Source organism: Streptomyces sp. NPDC001728 (genome assembly GCF_040297565.1).
GTDB lineage: Bacteria > Actinomycetota > Actinomycetes > Streptomycetales > Streptomycetaceae > Streptomyces.
In genome coordinates, this window is sequence record NZ_JBEOZK010000011.1 from 111,739 (window position 1) to 132,552 (window position 20,814).

Genomic DNA, 20,814 nt, shown 5'->3' on the forward strand with positions numbered 1-20,814 from the left:
CGCCTCCGCCTTCCCGCCCGACGTCCCGGCCGCCTTCCCGTCCGGCACCCCGGAGGAACACCTGTGACCGTCCTCGCCTCCGCCCTCGACACCGGCGGACCCGACTACGCCGCCGCCCGCGCCGCCATGCTCGACAAGCTGACCTCCCTCGACGCCGAGCACACCAAGGCGCTCGCCGGCGGCGGCGAGAAGTACACGGCCCGGCACCGGGCGCGCGGCAAGATGCTCGCCCGCGAGCGCATCGAGCTGCTGGTCGACCCCGACTCGCCGTTCCTCGAACTGTCGCCGCTCGCCGCCTGGGGCAGCGACTACGCCGTAGGGGCCTCCCTGATCACCGGCATCGGGGTCGTCGAGGGCGTCGAGTGCCTGATCACCGCCAACGACCCGACCGTGCGCGGCGGCGCCTCCAACCCGTGGACGCTCAAGAAGGCCCTCCGCGCCAACGAGATCGCGTTCGCCAACCGGCTGCCCGTCATCTCGCTGGTGGAGTCCGGCGGCGCCGACCTCCCCTCCCAGAAGGAGATCTTCATCCCGGGCGGGGCGCTCTTCCGCGACCTCACCCGTCTCTCCGCAGCCGGCATCCCCACGGTCGCGGTCGTCTTCGGCAACTCGACCGCCGGCGGCGCGTACGTCCCCGGCATGTCCGACCACACCGTGATGATCAAGGAGCGGTCGAAGGTCTTCCTCGGCGGTCCGCCGCTGGTGAGGATGGCGACGGGCGAGGAGAGCGACGACGAGTCGCTGGGCGGCGCCGAGATGCACGCCCGGACGTCCGGCCTCGCGGACCACTACGCCGTCGACGAGTCCGACGCGCTCCGCCAGGCCCGCCGGATCGTCGCCCGCCTCAACCACCGCAAGGCGCACCCCGATCCGGCCATGGCGGAGGCGCCGAAGTACGACGAGGACGAACTCCTCGGGATCGTCCCCGGCGACCTCAAGACCCCCTTCGACCCGCGCGAGGTCATCGCGCGGATCGTCGACGGTTCCGACTTCGACGAGTTCAAGCCGCTGTACGGGACCTCGCTCACGACGGGGTGGGCGCGCCTGCACGGCTACCCGGTCGGTGTGATCGCCAACGCGCAGGGGGTCCTGTTCTCCGCGGAGTCGCAGAAGGCCGCGCAGTTCATCCAGCTCGCCAACCAGCGGGACATCCCGCTGGTCTTCCTGCACAACACCACCGGCTACATGGTCGGCAAGGAGTACGAGCAGGGCGGCATCATCAAGCACGGCGCGATGATGATCAACGCCGTGTCGAACTCGAAGGTCCCCCATCTGTCCGTGCTCATGGGCGCGAGCTACGGCGCCGGGCACTACGGCATGTGCGGCCGGGCGTACGACCCCCGCTTCCTCTTCGCCTGGCCGAGCGCCAAGTCCGCCGTCATGGGCCCGCAGCAGCTCGCGGGTGTCCTCTCGATCGTGGCGCGGGCGTCCGCCGCCGCGAAGGGGCAGCCGTACGACGAGGAGGCCGACGCCGGTCTCCGCGCGCTGGTCGAGGCGCAGATCGAGTCCGAGTCGCTGCCGATGTTCCTCTCCGGCCGGCTCTACGACGACGGGGTCATCGACCCCCGCGACACCCGCACGGTCCTCGGACTGTGCCTCTCCGCGATTCATACGGCACCGGTCGAGGGCGCGCGCGGCGGCTTCGGCGTCTTCCGAATGTGAGGCCCCTGGTGATTTCCACCCTTCTGGTCGCCAACCGGGGCGAGATCGCCTGCCGGGTGTTCCGTACCTGCCGTGAGCTGGGCATCTCGACCGTCGCCGTGTACTCCGACGCGGACGCCGACGCCCTGCACGTACGGGAGGCCGACGCGGCGGTACGGCTGCCGGGGGTCACGCCCTCGGAGACGTATCTGCGCGGGGACCTGGTGGTGGCGGCGGCCCTCGCGGCCGGCGCCGACGCCGTCCACCCCGGCTACGGCTTCCTCTCCGAGAACGCCGCCTTCGCGCGGGCCGTGACCGCCGCCGGACTGACCTGGATCGGCCCGCCGCCCGAGGCCATCGAGGCGATGGCGTCGAAGACCCGCGCCAAGGAACTCCTGGGCGTCGCCCCGCTCGCCGCCGCCGACGTCACCGCGGCCGACCTGCCCGTGCTGGTGAAGGCGGCGGCGGGCGGCGGCGGCCGGGGCATGCGGATCGTCCGCGAACTCGGCTCACTGGCGGGCGCGTTGGAGTCCGCTTCGGCGGAGGCCGCGAGCGCCTTCGGGGACGGCGAGGTGTTCGTCGAGCCGTACATCGAGAACGGGCGCCACATCGAGGTGCAGGTCCTCGCCGACGCCCACGGCGCCGTCCGGACGCTCGGCGCCCGCGACTGCTCCCTCCAGCGCCGCCATCAGAAGGTGATCGAGGAGACCCCGCCGCCCGGCCTGCCCGCCGAGGTCGTGGCGGACCTGTCCGAGCAGGCGTCGGACGCCGTGAAGGCGATCGGCTACGTCGGCGCGGGAACGGTCGAGTTCCTGATGGGCGAGTACGGCCGCACGCACTTCCTGGAGATGAACACCCGCCTCCAGGTCGAACACCCGGTGACCGAGGAGCTGTTCGGCGTCGACCTCGTCGCCCTCCAGATCTCCGTGGCCGAGGGCACCCCGCTGCCCGACGTCCTGGAGTACGCCCCCGCCGGGGGCCGGGGGGTGGCACCGGCCGGCCACGCCGTCGAGGCCCGGCTCTACGCCGAGGACCCCGCGTCCGGCTGGACCCCGCAGGCGGGCGTGCTGCACCGGCTGGACTTCCCCGTCGGTCCGGGCCTCCGCGTCGACGCCGGGTACGCCTCGGGGGACACCGTGCCCGTGCAGTACGACTCCCTGCTCGCCAAGGTCATCGCGTACGCGCCGACCCGCGCCGAGGCCGTCCGCAAGCTGGCCGACGCCCTGGAACGCACGGTGATCCACGGACCCGCCACCAACAGGGACCTGCTCGTCGCCTCCCTGCGGCACCCCGAGTTCCGGGAGACCCGCAGGCTCGACACCGGGTTCTACGAACGCAACCTGGCGGCGCTGACCGGGCCCCGTGACGGCGAGGAGCACGCGGCCGTCGCCGCAGCGCTCTCCGGGGCAGCCGCCAACGCCGGGCGGTTCGGCGGGGGTTGGCGGAACGTCCGCTCGCAGGAGGAGGCACGGACGTACGGGGACCACGAGGTCCGCTACCGGCCCGCCCGGGGCGGCGGGTACGAGGTCACAGCGCCCGAAGGGGTGCGGGTCGTCTCGGCGGCACCCGGCCGGGTGAGGCTCGAAGTCGCCCGAGTCGTAAGGGACTTCGAGGTCGCCTCGTACGGCGACGGGATCGTCCACGCCGGGCGCCACCGCCTCGCCGTCGCCCCCCGCTTCACCGACCCCGCGGACCAGCGGGAGCCCGGCTCCCTGCTCGCCCCCATGCCCGGCACCGTCGTCCGGGTCGCGGACGGCCTCGCCGTCGGCGACCGGGTCACCGCGGGGCAGCCGCTCCTCTGGCTGGAGGCCATGAAGATGGAGCACCGCGTCATCGCTCCCGCCTCCGGCACGCTCACCGCGCTCCACGCCGCCCCCGGCCGCCAGGTCGAGGTCGGCGCCCTGCTCGCCGTCGTACAGACCGAAGCAACGGAGGAAGACCCCGTATGAGCACCGACATCGAGCCGCAGGAACACACCGAACTCCGCGCCGCCGTCACCGCCCTCGGGCGGCGGCACGGCCCCGGCTTCGACCGGGCCGCCCTGTGGGCGGAGGCCGGGAAGCTCGGCTACCTCGGCGTGAACCTCCCCGAGGAGTACGGCGGTGGGGGCGGCGGCATCGCCGAGCTGTCCATCGTCCTGGAGGAGACGGGCGCCGCCGGGGCCCCGCTCCTGATGATGGTCGTGTCGCCCGCCATCTGCGGAACGGTCATCGCCCGCTTCGGCACCGAGGAGCAGAAGCGGGCCTGGCTCCCCGGCCTCGCGGACGGCTCGAAGACGATGGCCTTCGGCATCACCGAGCCCGACGCGGGCTCCAACTCGCACCGCATCACCACCACCGCCACCCGCACCGAGGACGGCTGGGTCCTCAACGGGCGGAAGGTGTTCGTGTCGGGGGTCGACATCGCGGACGCGACCCTCATCGTCGGCCGCACCTCCGACGCCCGCACCGGCAACCTCAAGCCCTGCCTCTTCATCGTCCCGCGCGACGCACCCGGCTTCGGGCGGCGTCATATCGAGATGGAACTCGACGCGAGCGAGAAGCAGTTCGAGCTGACCCTCGACGACGTCCACCTGCCGGCGGACGCGCTCGTCGGCGACGAGGACGCGGGCCTCCTCCAGCTCTTCGCGGGCCTCAACCCGGAGCGGATCATGACGGCCGCGTTCGCGATCGGCATGGGCCGGCACGCCCTGGACCGGGCGGTGGCGTACGCGAAGGAGCGCCAGGTCTGGAAGGCGCCCATCGGCGCCCACCAGGCCATCGCCCACCCCCTTGCCCAGGCCCACATCGAGCTCGAACTCGCCCGTCTGATGATGCAGAAGGCGGCACGGCTGTACGACACGGGCGACGACATGGGCGCGGGCGAGGCCGCCAACATGGCGAAGTACGCGGCGGCCGAGGCCTGTGTGAAGGCCGTCGACACGGCCGTCCACACCCTCGGCGGCAACGGCCTCACCAAGGAGTTCGGCCTGGCACGCCTGATCACGGCGGCCCGGGTGGCCAGGATCGCCCCCGTCAGCCGCGAAATGATCCTGAACTTCGTGTCGAGCCACTCCCTGGGGCTGCCCAAGTCGTACTGATCGGGCGGGGCGGCGTCCGACGCCCGCACCCGGCACGGCCCGCGAGCCGCAGCCCGTGGAGACCACCGAGGACGCGCCCGAAGAGGTCTGCCACGCGAACTGCGCCGCCGTCCGAGCGGCGGGCGCCGCCCCCATCCACCGAGGCGATTCGGGCTACGCCCGCCACCTCGACCGCGACGGCGACGGAGTCGCCTGCGAGGGCTGACGCGCGGCGGGTGGTCGGTACGCCGCCGCTGCGAGCGACGTTCTCGTAAACCATGCAGGCATGCTTGATTGTTTTTCGGAGGGCTGACAGGGTCTCCCCAAGTCCCGCCCGCAGCCGCGATCCTGGCGTCCGCTCTCACCTCTCCAGGGGGTCAACGCATGGTGTTCCACAGCGAGTACGAGGCCGTTTCCACCCTCTCCCTGCCCATTCACGACGCCGTGCTCGGCCGCGCCGCCGAGTACGGGGACGCCCCGGCCCTCGTCGACGGGGCCGGGGGGCTGACCCTCACCTACGGGCAGGTCGACGCCTTTCACCGGCGGGTCGCCGCCGGGCTCGCGGGGGCCGGGGTGCGCAAGGGGGACGTGCTCGCGCTGCACAGCCCCAACACCGTGCTGTTCCCCATCGCGTTCTACGCCGCCACCCGCGCCGGCGCGTCCGTCACCACCGTGCATCCGCTCGCCACGCCCGAGGAGTTCGCCAAGCAGCTGCGCGACTCCTCCGCGCGGTGGATCGTCACCGTCTCGCCCCTGCTCCCCGCCGCCCGCGCCGCGGCCGGACTCGCGGGCGGCATCGAGGAGATCTTCGTCTGCGACCAGGCGCCGGAGGGAGAGGGCATCCGCTCGCTGCAGGCCTTCCTCGGCTCCACCGAAGCGCTCCCCGAGATCGCCATCGACCCCGACCGGGACGTGGCGGCCCTCCCGTACTCCTCCGGCACCACCGGCGTCCCCAAGGGCGTCATGCTCACCCACACCTCCATCGCCACCAACCTGGCCCAGCTGGAGCCGGTCATCCCGATGGGGCCGGGTGACCGCATTCTTGCGGTATTGCCCTTTTTTCACATCTACGGGCTCACCGCTCTGATGAACGCGCCCCTCCGCAGGGGCGCCACCGTCGTCGTCCTGCCCCGCTTCGAGCTCGACACCTTCCTCGGCGCCATCCAGGAACACCGGATCAACGGCCTGTACGTCGCCCCGCCGATCGTGCTCGCGCTCGCCAAGCACCCGGCCGTCGCCGACTACGACCTCTCGTCCCTGGAGTACGTCGTCAGCGCCGCCGCCCCGCTCGACGCGGCCCTCGCCCAGGCGTGCTCGGCCCGGCTCGGGCTGCCGCCGGTCCTCCAGGCGTACGGCATGACGGAACTGTCCCCGGGCACCCACGTCGTCCCGCTCGGCGCCGCGAACCCCCCGCCCGGCACCGTCGGCAAGCTGCTGCCCTCCACCGAGATGCGCGTCCTGTCCCTCGACGACCCGGGGAAGGACGCGGCGCCCGGCGAGGAGGGCGAGGTCGCCATCCGGGGGCCGCAGGTCATGAAGGGATACCTCGGCCGGCCCGACGCCACCGCCGCGATGATCGACGCCGACGGGTGGGTGCACACCGGCGACATCGGCCGCGTCGACGAGGGCGGCTGGCTGTTCGTCGTCGACCGCGTCAAGGAACTCATCAAGTACAAGGGCTTCCAGGTCGCCCCCGCCGAACTCGAAGCGCTCCTCCTCACCCACGAGGGGATCGCCGACGCCGCCGTCATCGGCGTCACCGACGCGGAAGGGACCGAGACGCCCAGGGCCTTCGTCGTACGCCAGCCCGCCGCGTCCGGCCTCACCGCCGAGGACGTCATGGCGTACGTCGCCGCCCGGGTGTCCCCGTACAAGAAGGTCCGCAGCGTCGAGTTCGTCGACACCGTGCCCCGGGCGGCCTCCGGGAAGATCCTCCGCAGGGAATTGAGGGACCGCGCATGACCCTGGTCGCCGTCACCGAGGAGCGGGGCGTCACCACCCTCGCGCTGGACTCCCCGGCCAACCGGAACGCCCTGTCGGCCGCGCTCGTCGGCGAACTCGCCGACGCGCTCACCGCCTGCGGCAAGGACCCGGCGGTCCGCGTCGTCGTCCTCACCCACACCGGCTCGACGTTCAGCGCGGGCGCCGACCTGAAGGGCCCCGCCAGCCCTTACGCCTTCGTGGACCTGCTCCGGCAGCTCGTCGAGCTGCCGAAACCGGTCGTCGGCCATGTCACCGGGCACGTACGGGCAGGCGGCCTCGGCCTGCTGGGTGCCTGCGACCTCGTGATGGCGGGGGAGAAGGCGGACTTCGCGCTCACCGAGGTACGGATCGGGGTCGCGCCCGCCGTCATCTCCCTCACCCTCCTCCCCAAGCTCGAACCGCGCGCGGCGGCCCGCTACTACCTGACGGGCGAGCGGTTCGGTGTCCCCGAGGCGATCGGCATGGGCCTCGTGACGGCCGGCGAGGAGGCCCTTCCGGGCGTCCTCGACTCCTTCCGCGCCGCCTCCCCGCAGGGCCTGCGGGAGGCGAAGCGGCTGGTCACCGCTAGAGTCCTGGAGACCTTCGAACGTGACGCGGAGGACCTGGTGCGGAGGTCGGCCACGCTCTTCGCCTCGGCGGAGGCGCGCGAGGGGATGACGGCCTTCCTCGAACGACGGGACCCCGCATGGCGGCTCTGACCGCGCAGAACCAGCCGAAGCCGGACCGCGACCCGAAGCCGGGCGGCTCGGCCAAGCCGGGCGGCCCCGCCAAGCCCGACCGCAACCCCAAGCAGGACCGCAGCCGGGCCACCCGGCAGCGGCTCCTTGAGGCCGCCGTGGCCTGTCTGGCCGAGCACGGCTGGGCCGGGTCCACCGTCGCCGTCGTCGCCGAGCGGGCCGGAGTGTCCCGGGGGGCGGCCCAGCACCACTTCCCGACCCGCGAGGACCTGTTCACGGCCGCCGTCGAGTACGTCGCCGAGGAACGCTCGCAGGCCCTGCGGGAGGTCCGTACGGACGACCGCGAACAGGCCGTCTCCGCACTCGTCGGCCTCTACACCGGGCCCCTCTTCCGGGCCGCGCTCCACCTCTGGGTCGCCGCCTCCGACGAGGAGCAGCTCCGCGAGCGGGTCACCGAGCTGGAGGCCCGCGTCGGACGCGAGTCCCACCGGATCGCCGTGGAGGTGCTCGGCGCGGACGAATCCCGCCCGGGAGTCCGCGAGACCGTGCAGGGCCTCCTGGACATGGCCCGGGGCCTCGGCCTCGCGACCCTCCTGACGGACGACCGCGCCCGCAGGGACCGCGTGGTGTCCCAGTGGGCGCGGCTGGTGAACGAGGCGCTGAGCGGCTAGACAGGACGTACCCGGCCGATCATGCGGCTACTTCGCCATCCTGACGTGGACGTTGACGTGGACGTTGACGTGGACATGGGGCGGGGTGGCCTGACCGATTCCGAGCTGATCGCCCGCGGCCGTTCCCGGCCGGTCGGCATCAGGCCCCAGCCCCACACCCCGTGTCTGCATACGCGTGAGCGCCGAATCGATTGAGCGAACATCGGCCGGGTCGACCAGCCGACCCGACGTCGAATGTCCATAATTCCGGCTATGTGTACACGAATCCTCTGGTCATCGCAGGGTCACTCCCGCATGGCGCAGGGCGGCCCCGCCCAGGGCAACGTACTGGTCGCCCGGAGCATGGACTGGTACCAGGACACGGACACGATCCTGGCGGTGCGCCCGCGCGGCGTGGAGCGCCAGAGCATGCCCAGCACGCCCGCGCTCCCGGGCAACTTCACCTGGACCTCGCGGTTCGGCAGCGTCGTCGCACTCATGTACCGCGAGGCGGCCGTCGACGGCGTCAACGAGGCGGGGTTCCAGGTCAGCGGGCTGTACCTCTCCGAATCGGAGTACGGCGACCGCGACCCCTCGCGCCCCGGGCTCGAACTGTACTGGGCGATCCAGTACCTGCTCGACCGCTTCGACAGCGTGGCCGACGGGGTGGAGAGGATCGAGAAGGACAACATCCAGCTCATCCCGAAGGGCCTCGGGGGCAAGCCCGGGACCGGCCACCTCGCGCTCGCGGACAAGGACGGCAACTCGGCCATCATCGAGTTCCGCGACGGCAAGGCCGTCGTGCACCAGGGCAAGCAGTACACCGTGATGGCGAACTCCCCCTGGTACGAGGACCAGCTGGAGCTGAAGGAGCGCTACGAAGGACTCGGCGGCGATCAGCCGCTGCCGGGCGGCGTCGACTCACCGGACCGCTTCGCTCGCGCCGCGTACTACTCCGCGCAGCTTCCGAGCACCTCGGACGCGCGCGAAGCCGCGGCGTACATGTTCAGCGTGATCCGCAACGCCTCCGCCCCGTTCGGCACGGCGGACGAGGTGCGGCCGAACATCTCGACCACCCGCTGGCGCACCGTCGCCGACCTCACCGAGCGCCGGTACTTCTACGAGTCCACCACGAGCCCCAACGTGGTGTGGGTCGAGCTGTCCCAGCTGGACTTCTCCGAGGGCAGCCCGGAGCTGCTCCTCGACGTGGTGAAGGAGCCCGACCACGTCGGCAATGTGACCAGCGAGTTCGTCCCGGCACGCTAGGCCCTGGGCGTCCACGATCAGGGCATCACTGTGCGGGCGGACTGGAGCGGGGGGCGGGTCGGCGCGAGCGCGCCGGCGGCGGGCGATGAGCGCGGACGACCGCGGAGTCGACGGAGATGTCCCAGCCGATCTCCCCGGCCGCGTCGGCCTCGGCCCGGACCCGCTGGAGCAGGCGTTCCCGGGCGCCGTGGGCCGACCACGGGCGATGGCGCTCACAGACGGTCTTCCACGGGCAGGACCGTTCGGGCGGGTCACGCCACCGCATCCCCGTCCGGGATCCCGTCGATCATCTGCCGGTGACCCGCCACCGGTCAGCACTCGGTCCACCCCGCCCCATGTCCGCATCGGAGACTCAGCTGCGGGGTGGTCGCGCGATCGGCCGGACACGACCCGGACGCGCTGGGCGCCCAGACCCGCGGAGCGGTTACACGCCCGGGATCTCCCGCGCCCGGAAGGCGTCCCGTACGGCCGCCGCGGCCTGCGTCCCGTACATCTTCTGCGCCGTCGCGACCGTCGTCAGGGCCGCGTCCTTGAAGCTGGTGTCGGCGGCGAAGCCGAACTGGGCGTTCACGATGATCCGGTCGGCCGTGCGGGCGCCGAGCTTGCCCCGGATGTCGAAGAGCGCCCGGGACCAGATCTCGCCGTCGGCGTGGACCTCGCCCTCGCGGTCCGCGTACGTCTTGGTGCCGTCGAGGCGGCGCAGGCAGTGCGGGGCGGCGGTGTAGCCGGTCGAGTCCCAGTCGCCGACGCAGGCCAGGTCGGCCTTCATCGGCCAGCCGTACTTCGTGACCGCGTTCGTACCGACCTCCACGGCCAGGTAGTCGCCGAAGGCCTCGCCGATGGCGCCGGCCTCCGGGGACGAACCGAAGCCCGACACCTGGGCGTTGTGCACGGCGTGGCCGTACTCGTGGACGATCACCTCGGCGTCCTCGGCGTCGTCCACCCCGCCCTTGCCGAAGCGGATCTCGTCCTTCTTGTCGGTGAAGAAGGAGTTGTCGGCGCCCCACTGGTTGAGGCGGACCTGCTGCACCCGGTCGTTGGCGCCGGGCAGCTCGCTGCCGAAGCCGAGGCCCTGGAGGTACTCCTGCGCCTCGTTGACCCAGAAGTACGCCATGACCTGCTCGAACCCGTCGTCCGAGCGGTCGTACGAGGCGGCGCCGGCGACCGCGGCGGGCTTGCCGGTCTCCGAGCGGACGGCGGCCCACCGGCCGGACAGCGCGCCGCTCGCGTCGAGGTTCCGCAGCGTGACGGTGGCGTACGCGGAGGCGGGCACGTCGCTCGCCGCGTCCTTGTGGTCGGCGAGGGTCTGGTCGCCCGAGGACTGGACCGGGTTCACCATGAAGACCCGGGCCTGGGGGAGCGGGGCGGCCGAGGCGCCGGCGGAGGGGAGGAGCGCGGCGGTGGCGGCGGCCACGGTGGCGGTGGCCGCGGCGATCAGGCCGCGGGACGGGCGGCGACTCATGGAGATCCTCCTGCGTTGGGATGCTGCGACGAGATGATTGGCATGCGCGTGACATGCGTGGCGGTGATCTTCGCGTACCGCCGCCCCTTTGAACACCCCCGCACCACCGACCGCCGGACGTGACGCGGGCCACAGTCGAACCCGCCCCTCCGCAGTACGCTGGTCGCATGCCTACGCTCGTACGCCGCCGCCACGTGGACTTCGTCCGCGTCACGAGCATGAGCTGTCGCCGCTCCGCCTGACCCTCACGGCACCGGGGCCACACCACGCCCCCCGCCCACGGGTCCCTCGTCCAGAGCCCCTGCCGACCGGCACCCGTGGCCCCCGCCCCACCCCTGGCGGCTACCCCGGGCACCCGTAGACCCCGCGGACGCATCCATGACTCGCAGCTCGTACACCTCGCAGCTCCCCATCGTCGACCTCTCCGCCGCCGACCGGGACCCGCAGGCCCGTCGCCTCCTCCACGCGCAGCTCCACTCCGCCGCCCACGACGTCGGCTTCTTCCAGCTCGTCGGGCACGGCGTCACCGAGGCCGAGACCCGGGCCCTGACCTCCGCCACGCACGCCTTCTTCGCGCTGCCCGAGGCCGACCGGCTCGCCCTCGACAACATCAACTCGCCGCACTTCCGCGGCTACACCCGCATCGGCGACGAACGCACCGCCGGCGCCCGCGACTGGCGCGACCAGCTCGACATCGGCGCCGAGCGCCCCGCGCACGTCCCCGCCCCCTGGGAAGCCCCCTACTGGTGGCTCGAAGGCCCCAACCAGTGGCCCGCGGCCCTCCCCGAGCTGCGGACCGCCGCCCTGCACTGGATCGACCGGCTCAGCGGCGTCGCCGAGCGCCTGCTGCACGAGCTGCTGGCCTCCATCGGCGCGCCCGCGGGCTTCTACGACGACATCTTCGGGCCGCGCGCCCACCCGCACCTCAAGCTGGTGCGCTACCCGGGCAGCAGCGGCGAGGGCGACGAGCAGGGCGTCGGCGCGCACAAGGACTACGGCTTCCTCACCCTGCTGCTCCAGGACCAGGTGGGCGGGCTCCAGGTGCAGCGCGAGGACGGCGAGTTCCATGAAGTGCCGCCGCTGCCCGGCGCGTTCGTCGTCAACCTCGGCGAGCTGCTCGAAGTGGCGACCAACGGCTATCTGGTCGCCACCAACCACCGGGTCGTCTCACCGCCCGGGGCGACGGAGCGCTACTCCGTGCCGTTCTTCTACAACCCGCGGCTCGACGCCCGCATCGAACCGCTGGTCTTCCCGTACGCGGGGACGGCTCCCGGCGTCACGGCCGACCCGGCGAACCCGCTGTTCGCCGAGTACGGGCGCAACGAGCTGAAGGGCAAGATGCGGGCGCACCCGCTGGTGGCGGCCCGCCACCACGCGGACCTGCTGCTCCACCCGGAGGCGCAGCCGGCGCTGTCGGTCTAGCGGGTACGGCTGCCGGGTACGGCCGCAACGAGCCGAGGGGCAAGATGCGGGCGTACCCGCTCAGCCGGTACGGCTTCCGCCGCGCGTGCGACGACGGCCCTGACTGTGCGGGTCGGGCCGTCGTCGTGGCGTGGGGCGGGGCGGCCGGCAGGCTCAGCCCGCGATGTCCGCGTAACCCTCGATCTCGCGCGGGTCCCGCTGGCCGGGGCCCGTGTAGCGGGCCGAGGGGCGCACGAGGCGGCCGGTGCGCTTCTGCTCCAGGATGTGCGCGGACCATCCGGCGGTACGCGCGCACGTGAACATCGACGTGAACATGTGCGCCGGGACCTCGGCGAAGTCCAGGACGATGGCCGCCCAGAACTCCACGTTCGTCGCGAGGACGCGGTCGGGGCGCCGGTTGTGCAGCTCCTCCAGGGCGGCCCGCTCCAGGGCGGCGGCCACCTCGTAGCGGGGGGCGTCCAGCTCCTTGGCGGTCCGCCGCAGCACGCGCGCGCGGGGGTCCTCGGCGCGGTAGACGCGGTGGCCGAAGCCCATCAGGCGCTCACCCTTGTCGAGGGCCTGCTTCACCCACGCGGTGGCGTCGCCGGTCCGCTCGATCTCCTCGATCATGCCGAGGACGCGGGAGGGCGCGCCGCCGTGCAGCGGGCCGGACATCGCGCCGACGGCGCCGGAGAGGGAGGCGGCCACGTCGGCGCCGGTGGAGGCGATCACGCGCGCGGTGAAGGTCGACGCGTTCATGCCGTGCTCGGCGGCGGAGGTCCAGTAGGCGTCGACGGCCTTCACGTGCTTCGGGTCGGGCTCGCCGCGCCAGCGGATCATGAAGCGCTCGACGACCGACTCGGCCTTGTCGATCTCGCTCTGCGGGACCATCGCGAGGCCCTGGCCGCGCGCGGACTGCGCGACGTACGAGAGCGCCATGACGGCGGCGCGGGCGAGGTCGTCGCGGGCCTGCTCGGCGGAGATGTCCAGGAGCGGTTTGAGGCCCCACACGGGCGCGAGCATCGCGAGCGCGGACTGCACGTCGACCCGGATGTCGCCGGAGTGCACCGGGATCGGGAAGGGCTCGGCGGCCGGCAGGCCCGGGTTGAAGGCGCCGTCGACGAGGAGGCCCCAGACGTTGCCGAACGAGACGTGACCGACGAGGTCCTCGATGTCGACGCCGCGGTAGCGGAGGGCGCCGCCTTCCTTGTCGGGTTCGGCGATCTCCGTCTCGAACGCGACGACTCCTTCGAGCCCGGGTACGAAGTCGGACATCAGGCGGCTCCTCTAATCGATGATCGATCAACCGTGTACTGGTCGGTCGTCGGGTTTCAACAGTCGTCCAGCCCCAGAGTCTGTACGGTTCCGATGATGCGGGGAAGCGTGACATCCGGCACAGTGCGCCGATCCGGCGAGTGAGGATTGGCGGCGGGCGGTGCCGGGCAAACTGAGGCGCTGTCGCACAATGACTCCGTGACCGATCCTGTGAACGACGGCGTGACCGATCCCGTGACCGACGCCCTGGATCCCGCCGACATGCGCGAGCAGTACCGCACCACGGAACTGTCCGCCGCCGACCTCGCGCCCGAGCCGATCGCGCAGTTCGCCCGCTGGTTCAAGGAGACCGCCGCCAACCCGGCGATCCACGAGCCGAACGCGATGATCGTCTCCACGGCCTCGCCCGACGGCCGCCCCTCCTCCCGGACCGTCCTGCTCAAGCACTACGACCGGGCCGGATTCGTCTTCTTCACCAACTACGACTCCCGGAAGGGCCGGGAGACCGCGGCCAACCCGTACGCCTCGCTGCTCTTCCCCTGGCACCCGCTGGCCCGCCAGGTGATCGTCACCGGCCGCGCCGAGCACGTCGGCCGCGACGAGACCGCCGCCTACTTCCGCACCCGCCCGCACGGCTCGCAGCTCGGCGCCTGGGCGAGCCGCCAGTCCTCGGTGATCGCCTCCCGCGCGGAACTCCTCGCCCGCTACGAGGAACTGGCCGCCCGCTACCCCGAGGGCTCCCAGGTCCCGGTCCCGCCGGAGTGGGGCGGCATCAGGGTCGTCCCGGACGCCGTCGAGTTCTGGCAGGGCCACGAGAACCGCCTCCACGACCGCCTCCGCTACGTCCGCGAGGGCGGCCCCCGGGGCGAGACCTGGCGGGTGGAACGACTGGCGCCCTGAGGGCCCGGCGGGTCGCGTTCCGGGGTTCGGGGTCCGGCGGCCACCCCTTCCCACCTCGCTTCGCACGCGTTTCCGCGATGCAACGATTTCGGTGAAGGTGATGTGCTCTGCGTCACGTTCCAGTTGAATGGCCGCAGTATGGGGGGTGCGGCATGAGTGCATTCACGGGGTCCGCGAGCGAGACCGCCTCCGTTCCCGGGGCGGGGGCAGATCTGCTGGCCGCGCTGCTCGACGGGATGGACGCGGCGCTCTGCGCCTTCGACGCCGACGGGACGGTCACGCACTGGAACCGTGAGGCCGAGCGGATCCTCGGCTGGTCCGCGGCCGAGGCCGTCGGGCGCCGGGGCTTCGAGGGGTGGGGCGCGCGCAGCGCCGACTCCGAGGACATCCTGCGCCGGCTGATGGGCGTCATGAAGGGCCCCGGACGGCAGGTCCACGAGCTGGCGCTGCTCCGCAAGGACGGCGGCCGGGTGCTCGTCCGCAGTCAGGCCGCCGGCGTGCGCGGCGCGGACGGCGCACCGGCGGGTGTGTACTGCGCGTTCAGCGAGGTCCACGTCCAGCTCGACCTGGAGCGTTCGGTGGCCCTCAGCGAGGCCCTCTTCGAGGACGCCTCCTGGGGAGTCGTCCTGGTCGACGCCGACCTGCGCCCCGCCATGGTCAACGGTCACGCCGCCCGTGCCTTCGGAACCGGGCGTACGGCCCTGCTCGGGCGCCCGCTGGGCGATGTCGTCGTCCAGGGCGCCGAGGAGCTGGAGGCCGCCCTGCAGCACGTCCTCGCGGAGGGCACCCCGCCCGCACCCGCCGAGGTGTGGGTGACGCTGCGGACCTCCGCCGGGGAGCGCCGCAGGTGCTGGCGCAGCGGCTTCCTGCGGCTGGCCTCGCCGATGGCGGAGGAGCCGGTGCCGCTGGGCGTGGCCTGGCTGTTCCAGGACGTCACGGAGGAGCGGCTGGCGACGCGGGACGCGGACCGGCTGAGGTTCCGGTGGAGCCAGCTGCACCGGGCGGGCGCGGCGGCGGCGGAGTGCGAGGACCTGGCGGAGGCCGCGACCGTCCTGCTCGACTTCGCCCTGGCCGGGTTCGCCGACCACGCCCTGGTGGACCGTCCGGCAGGGGAGCGGCGCCTCACCCGGACCCTGGCCACCCCTGCGGGCGGCGCCCCCGGCCCGTCCTCGCCGGTCGTGGGCGGCGGCATCCCGCTGCGGTACGGGCCGAGGCATCCGGCGCTCCAGGCCTGGGACCGGGTGGGCACGGTACGGGCGAGCGCGGGCCGCACGGCCGAGGTGTGGGCGGAGGCCCACCAGTGGCCCGGGGACGCGGCGCACGCGGTGTGCGTGCCCCTGCGCTCCCGGGGCCGGACCCTCGGCGTCGTCACCTTCCTGCGCGCCGCGTGCCGTCCCCCGTTCGAGCGGGACGACGTGGTCCTCGCGGAGGCGGTGGCCTCCCGGGTGGCGATGGTGCTGGACCTGGGCGACAACCCTTAGGGCCTGTCCCCGGAGCGTCGCAGGCAGGCAACGAGGAGGTCCGGATTCTGCCGTGGTCCGGCATGGAGGGGCCCGGCGGGGCGGGGCGACAATCGGGGTCTCCGGTCGGACCGGACGAGGGGGATCTCATGGCATGGATGGTGGGAGCGGGCATGCTCCTGGGGGTGGCCGCGATCGCGCTGGGCCTGCTGACGCTCCGGACGGGCTGGGTCCCGCCCTGGACGCGCAGGCACGTCACCAGGCCCCGGCTCCAGGGCGTCGGAGCCCTGCTGGTGGGCCTGACCCTCTTCCTGCAGGGCCTGGTGTACTTCGGCGTCCTGCCCGGCCTCTCCTGGGAGGCCCGCTTCTTCGGCCAGCTCGCCCTGATGCTCTCCGGCCTCGCCTGCATCGCCATGAGCCAGCTGCTGCCGCCCGCGCACGGGAAGACCCCGCACGGGAAGACCCCGCACACGGCCGCCTAGTACGGGCCGACCGGCGCCGCGTCGCCCGGCGCCGGTCGGCCCGGCGCCGGCCGTCAGCCCCGGTCAGTGCCGGTAGAAGATCCGGTCGCCGTACTCCGCCATCACGCGGCCGTTCCACTCGTGCCCGCCGTCGACGTTTCCGGAGCGCAGCAGCGGCGGCTCGATGCCGCGGCGGACCAGTTCCTCGGCGGCGGCGGCCATCGTGGCCTGCATGAGGGCGCTGGTGACGACGGTGGACGCGGGGGCGAAGGGCGCCTCGATGCCCTCGTGGGTGAGTTCGGCGTCGCCGATGGCGATCTTCGAGTCGAGGACGATGTCGCAGTGGTCCTTGAGGTACGTCCCCGAGACGTGCCGGGACTTCGTCTCCGTCCCGTACGCCACCGAGGTGACGCCGATGACGGTGAGGCCGAGCGCGCGGGCGTTCATCGCCATCTCGACGGGCAGGGCGTTCCGCCCGGAGAGCGAGATGATGATCAGGACGTCCCCGGCCTTGGCGGGGGAGGAGTCCAGGACGGCCCCGGCGAGCCCGTCGACCCGTTCGAGGGCGGAGCCGAGCGTGGCCGGCATGACGTCGACGCCGACGACCCCCGGGACCACGAGCAGGTTCATCAGGGCGAGGCCGCCGGCCCGGTAGACCACGTCCTGGGCGGCGAGGGAGGAGTGCCCCGCGCCGAACGCGAAGAGCCGGTTGCCGTTCGCGACGGCCTCCGCGATGGCGGCGCCCGCCGCGGCGATCTCGGCCGAGTCGCCGTCCCGCACCTGCTGGAGCAGGCCGATCGCGGCGTCGAAGAACTGTCCGGCCAGTTTGCTCTCGCCCGCGCTGTCGCCCATTGCAGGAAGCTCCTTCTCGTCGCCGTGGTGTCGCCGTCGTGTCATGGTCGTGCCCTGGTCGCCGATCACGGTGCGGTCTGGACCATTGCTCTGTCAATACCGCCTTCACCGCGCCTTCACCCGGTGCGGCCCGGTTGTCGGCGCGATGCGTCAGAATTGGTGCAGGGCCAGCGCACGACTCATCGAGGGGCACGTATGTCCGGACTGATCGACACAACGGAGATGTATCTCCGCACCATCCTTGAGCTTGAGGAGGAAGGTGTGGTCCCCATGCGCGCCCGGATCGCCGAGCGGCTCGACCAGAGCGGCCCGACGGTGAGCCAGACGGTCGCCCGGATGGAGCGCGACGGCCTGGTGGCCGTGGCCAGCGACCGGCACCTGGAGCTCACGGACGAGGGCCGCCGCCTCGCCACCCGCGTCATGCGCAAGCACCGCCTCGCGGAGTGCCTGCTCGTCGACGTGATCGGCCTGGAGTGGGAGCAGGTGCACGCCGAGGCCTGCCGCTGGGAGCACGTGATGAGCGAGGCCGTGGAGCGGCGGGTCCTCGAACTGCTGCGTCACCCGACGGAGTCGCCGTACGGGAACCCGATCCCGGGCCTCGAAGAGCTGGGCGAGAAGGCGGAGGCCGAGGCCTTCCTCGACGACTCGATGGTGTCGCTGGCGGACCTGGACGCGAGCGAGGGCAAGACGGTGGTCGTGCGGCGGATCGGCGAGCCGATCCAGACGGACGCCCAGCTGATGTACACGCTGCGGCGCGCGGGCGTGCAGCCCGGCTCCGTGGTGTCGGTGACGGAGTCCGCCGGCGGTGTCCTGGTGGGCAGCAGCGGCGAGGCGGCCGAGCTGGGCGCGGAGGTCGCGGCGCACGTGTTCGTCGCGAAGCGCTGAGGCGGAGCAGGTGAGACGGGGGCGCCCCGCCGGTCGGAAGACCGGCGGGGCGCCCTTCTCCGCTTCCCGGGGTCGGACGGACGGGGCGAGGACGCCCCACCGGAGCTGAGCACGGCCGGATCGACCGACGGCGGGGGCTGTTGGTTGTACGGGGGGAGATCACGGCATCGACTCGGTTCGGCCTCGGTGGCCCAACGAACCGCCGCGCGACCCGTTTTACGCCGGAATCGCCACGCCCGCGCCCTGGCCGTGCCACGCTGGTACGGGCTGTACGCGAAGGGGTGGGGAGTGGGGGGGGTGGGGGCATGCGGGCTACGGACGACAGAGGGCCCCGGCGCCCTTGGGCGCCGGGGCCTGTCCTCCCCTGTGCTGACCTGGAGCCCCGAGCTCTCAAGGTCAATCCCGTCGGACCCCTTTTCCCCGAGTGGTCCGCCTCCCGTTCAAGATCTCCCCTCGGCGGCGGCTGCCAATCCTTGAGGGCTGTCACTCGAACGAGCGGTGTTGTGTGGCAGGAGCGCATTTTCGAATGCGAGTTCGATAGTCTGGCGTGGTTCGACGGGAAAGAGGGGGTGCCAGGGATGGCGCGACGACTCGACGTCACCGGAGCCGACGGTGTTCGGCTGGCGGCCTGGGAGTTCACGCCAGGGACCGCGTCCCCGAGGACCGGACCCGGGGTCTTACTCCTCCACGGCCTGATGGGGCACGCCGCCCACTGGGCCCCGGCGGTCGCCCGGCTCGGGGCGGGCCCCGGCTCCCCGTACCCCCGGACCGTCGCCCTCGACCAGCGCGGGCACGGGCACAGCGCGGGGCCCGCCGCCGCCTTCACCCGTGAGGCGTACGTGACGGACGCGGCGGCGGCGGTCGAACAGCTCGGCCTCGGCCCGGTGACCCTCATCGGCCACTCCATGGGCGCCCTCACCGCCTGGCAGCTGGCCGCCGAGCGCCCCGACCTGGTCCGCGCCCTCGTCATCTGCGACATGCGGGCCTCCGCGCTCGGCGCGGCCTCGCAGCGCGAATGGCGGGACTGGTTCCGCCGCTGGCCCGCCCCGTTCCCGTCGCTCGACGCCGTCCGCGGCTGGTTCGGCGAGGAGGACCCGTGGGTCGAGCGCCCCCACCCCGCCCGGGGCGCCTTCTTCGCCGAGGTGATGGCCGAGCACCCGGACGGCTGGCGCCCGGTCTTCGACCCGGAGCAGATGCTGACCTCCCGCGAGACCTGGGTGCACGACGCCCACTGGGACTCGCTCGCCCAGGTCCGCTGCCCCACCCTGGTCCTCCGCGGCCTGGACGGCGAGCTGGGCCGGGCGGAGGCCCAGGAGATGGTCCGGGTGCTGCCCCACGGGTCGTACGCGGAGATCCCCGACGCGGGCCATCTCCTCCACTACACCCACCCGGACGCCTGGCGCGAGGCGGTCGGGCCCTTCCTGAACGGCGTCCTGACCTCGTAGGCGGCGGCCCGCGCGTGAGGCGGCGGCCCCTGGGCCCACGGGCGAGGGGCCCCGCGTGTCGGCGTGGAACGTGTGGCGAGATACGGTCCCTCTCGCGGCGCGTCCGAGGCCTACTCCGCGCCGCCTCAGGGAGGGAATGCATGCGCACTTCTATGCTGCGGCGCCTGGCCACGGTGGCCACGGCGCTGGGGCTCAGCTCCGCCGGGCTCCTCGGCGCGGGCGCGGCGCCGGCGCAGGCCGTCGTCCAGGACTGCCCGCGGGGCTACTTCTGCGCCTGGAAGACGGAGAACGCCACCGGCACCATGTTCAAGACGAAGGTGAACACGCCGACGCTGGGCGCCTGGGACAACGCGTTCCGCACGGTGGCCAACCGCACGGACAAGTTCCTCTGCACCTACGACGGCGCGAACTACGCGGACCCCGTCGGAGCCGGCGTCCGCGACCCGGACCCGGAGCTCCGGGACTGGGGCGGCCCGGGCAGCAACTCCGTCAGCTCGCTCAAGTTCGTGCCCACCGCGCGGGAGTGCGACCAGCCGGCGTACCCGGAGTGGCACGCCTACACCGCGCCCAAGGCCGCTGGCTTCGGCGACCTGAACGCCGACCGGAAGTCCGATGTCGTCGTCCGCGACAGGGCGGGCCGCCTCTGGTACCTGCCCGGCGACAAGACGGGCAAGCTGATCGGCACCGGCGGCTGGAACGCCATGAACGCCCTCACCCGCCACGGCGACTTCAGCCGCGACGGCCGCGAGGACGTCATCGCCCGCGAGGCGTCCACCGGCAAGCTGTGGCTCTACCCGGGCACGGGCACCGGCGCCCTCGGCACCCGCAAGCTCATCGGCTCCGGCGGCTGGAACAGCATGGACCGGATCACCGCCTTCGGTGACCTGTCCGGCGACGGCCGCGCGGACCTGATCGCGGTCGAGAAGGCCACAGGCAAGCTGTGGCTGTACCCGGGCACGACGACGGGCACTCTCGGCGCGCGGAAGCTGATCGGCAGCGGCGGCTGGAACACGATGAACACCCTGGTCGCACCCGGTGACACGAACGGCGACGGCCGGGCGGACCTGATCGCCCGCGAGGCGTCCACCGGCAAGCTGTGGTTCTACCCGGGCAAGACCGGGGCCGTCGGGTCGCGGGTCCTGATCGGCAGCGGCGGCTGGAACGTCATGGCGTCGTTCCTGGCGGTCGGCGACTTCGGCGCCGACGGCATCAACGACATCGCGACGCTCACCACCAGCGGTTACGTCGGTGAGGGCTGCCGTGGTGTGGGCTGCCTCGTCCTCTACGGCGGCACCGGCACGGGCAGGCTCAACGCGGGCATGCCGGAGATGTACGACTGGTCCGGCCTGAACGGCGCCTTCTGACGACCGAAGTCGCCGCCCGGTGAGTGAAGGTCTC

The 20,814-nt window shown here is 72.9% G+C and carries 18 protein-coding genes; 15 read left to right on the forward strand and 3 right to left on the reverse strand.

All coding sequences use genetic code 11. The features are described 5' to 3' along the window. The first annotated feature begins 63 nt into the window (after positions 1–63). The 8 genes from ABT154_RS18575 (at position 64) to ABT154_RS18610 (ending at position 9,275) form a co-directional block, all read left to right on the forward strand. Positions 64–1,662 carry an acyl-CoA carboxylase subunit beta gene (locus tag ABT154_RS18575; RefSeq protein WP_351857906.1) on the forward strand — a complete coding sequence of 533 codons (1,599 nt, stop codon included), beginning with the start codon at positions 64–66 and terminating at the stop codon, positions 1,660–1,662. 8 nt (positions 1,663–1,670) lie between these two features. After that, the gene (locus ABT154_RS18580; protein ID WP_351857907.1) at positions 1,671–3,590 is read left to right on the forward strand and encodes an acetyl/propionyl/methylcrotonyl-CoA carboxylase subunit alpha; all 1,920 of its coding nucleotides are present in this window, start codon (positions 1,671–1,673) and stop codon (positions 3,588–3,590) included. Next, complete coding sequence (locus tag ABT154_RS18585) at positions 3,587–4,720, forward strand: acyl-CoA dehydrogenase family protein (protein WP_351857908.1); 1,134 nt, start codon at positions 3,587–3,589, stop codon at positions 4,718–4,720. The genes ABT154_RS18580 and ABT154_RS18585 overlap by 4 nt, the downstream gene beginning before the upstream one ends. 55 nt (positions 4,721–4,775) lie before the next feature. Further along, positions 4,776–4,925, forward strand: coding sequence for an excalibur calcium-binding domain-containing protein (locus ABT154_RS18590; protein ID WP_351857909.1), 150 nt, complete (start codon positions 4,776–4,778; stop codon positions 4,923–4,925). Between the two features lie 158 nt (positions 4,926–5,083). Beyond that, complete coding sequence (locus tag ABT154_RS18595; RefSeq protein ID WP_351857910.1) at positions 5,084–6,661, forward strand: 4-coumarate--CoA ligase family protein; 1,578 nt, start codon at positions 5,084–5,086, stop codon at positions 6,659–6,661. Next, positions 6,658–7,380: an enoyl-CoA hydratase family protein gene (locus ABT154_RS18600; protein ID WP_351857911.1), complete on the forward strand. Its 723-nt coding sequence runs from the start codon at positions 6,658–6,660 to the stop codon at positions 7,378–7,380. The genes ABT154_RS18595 and ABT154_RS18600 overlap by 4 nt, the downstream gene beginning before the upstream one ends. Beyond that, positions 7,368–8,030 (forward strand): TetR/AcrR family transcriptional regulator, encoded by a 663-nt coding sequence (locus tag ABT154_RS18605; protein ID WP_351857912.1) that lies wholly within the window; start codon positions 7,368–7,370, stop codon positions 8,028–8,030. Before ABT154_RS18600 ends, ABT154_RS18605 begins: the two co-directional genes overlap by 13 nt. A gap of 252 nt (positions 8,031–8,282) precedes the next feature. Continuing rightward, entirely contained in the window at positions 8,283–9,275 is a 993-nt protein-coding gene (locus ABT154_RS18610) for a linear amide C-N hydrolase (RefSeq protein ID WP_351857913.1), read from the forward strand. A gap of 424 nt (positions 9,276–9,699) precedes the next feature. Here ABT154_RS18610 and ABT154_RS18615 read toward each other — a convergent pair whose 3' ends face one another. Continuing rightward, the gene (locus ABT154_RS18615; protein ID WP_351857914.1) at positions 9,700–10,737 is read right to left on the reverse strand and encodes a M4 family metallopeptidase; all 1,038 of its coding nucleotides are present in this window, start codon (positions 10,735–10,737) and stop codon (positions 9,700–9,702) included. A gap of 378 nt (positions 10,738–11,115) precedes the next feature. On the opposite strand from ABT154_RS18615, the gene ABT154_RS18620 reads away from it, so the two are divergent. Next, positions 11,116–12,159 (forward strand): isopenicillin N synthase family dioxygenase, encoded by a 1,044-nt coding sequence (locus ABT154_RS18620; protein WP_351857915.1) that lies wholly within the window; start codon positions 11,116–11,118, stop codon positions 12,157–12,159. Between the two features lie 153 nt (positions 12,160–12,312). Here the strand turns inward: ABT154_RS18620 and ABT154_RS18625 are convergent, their stop codons facing one another. Then, positions 12,313–13,413, reverse strand: coding sequence for a citrate synthase 2 (locus ABT154_RS18625; RefSeq protein WP_351857916.1), 1,101 nt, complete (start codon positions 13,411–13,413; stop codon positions 12,313–12,315). A 261-nt stretch (positions 13,414–13,674) separates the two neighbouring features. On the opposite strand from ABT154_RS18625, the gene pdxH reads away from it, so the two are divergent. The 3 genes from pdxH (at position 13,675) to ABT154_RS18640 (ending at position 16,255) form a co-directional block, all read left to right on the forward strand. After that, positions 13,675–14,313, forward strand: coding sequence for a pyridoxamine 5'-phosphate oxidase (gene pdxH / locus ABT154_RS18630; RefSeq protein ID WP_351858018.1), 639 nt, complete (start codon positions 13,675–13,677; stop codon positions 14,311–14,313). A gap of 152 nt (positions 14,314–14,465) precedes the next feature. Continuing rightward, positions 14,466–15,794 carry a PAS domain-containing protein gene (locus tag ABT154_RS18635; RefSeq protein ID WP_351857917.1) on the forward strand — a complete coding sequence of 443 codons (1,329 nt, stop codon included), beginning with the start codon at positions 14,466–14,468 and terminating at the stop codon, positions 15,792–15,794. 128 nt (positions 15,795–15,922) lie between these two features. After that, on the forward strand, positions 15,923–16,255 hold the full coding sequence (locus ABT154_RS18640; protein WP_351857918.1) for a hypothetical protein: 333 nt from the start codon (positions 15,923–15,925) through the stop codon (positions 16,253–16,255). Between the two features lie 63 nt (positions 16,256–16,318). Here the strand turns inward: ABT154_RS18640 and ABT154_RS18645 are convergent, their stop codons facing one another. Further along, the gene (locus ABT154_RS18645) at positions 16,319–17,086 is read right to left on the reverse strand and encodes an SIS domain-containing protein (protein WP_351857919.1); all 768 of its coding nucleotides are present in this window, start codon (positions 17,084–17,086) and stop codon (positions 16,319–16,321) included. A gap of 195 nt (positions 17,087–17,281) precedes the next feature. Between ABT154_RS18645 and ABT154_RS18650 the strand changes: the two genes are divergently transcribed. From ABT154_RS18650 to ABT154_RS18660, 3 genes are all read left to right on the forward strand, one after another. Then, positions 17,282–17,971, forward strand: coding sequence for an iron-dependent transcriptional repressor DtxR (locus ABT154_RS18650; protein ID WP_351857920.1), 690 nt, complete (start codon positions 17,282–17,284; stop codon positions 17,969–17,971). A 578-nt stretch (positions 17,972–18,549) separates the two neighbouring features. Continuing rightward, positions 18,550–19,416 (forward strand): alpha/beta fold hydrolase, encoded by an 867-nt coding sequence (locus tag ABT154_RS18655; RefSeq protein ID WP_351857921.1) that lies wholly within the window; start codon positions 18,550–18,552, stop codon positions 19,414–19,416. Between the two features lie 140 nt (positions 19,417–19,556). Next, positions 19,557–20,780 (forward strand): FG-GAP-like repeat-containing protein, encoded by a 1,224-nt coding sequence (locus ABT154_RS18660; RefSeq protein WP_351857922.1) that lies wholly within the window; start codon positions 19,557–19,559, stop codon positions 20,778–20,780. Positions 20,781–20,814 lie beyond the last annotated feature (34 nt).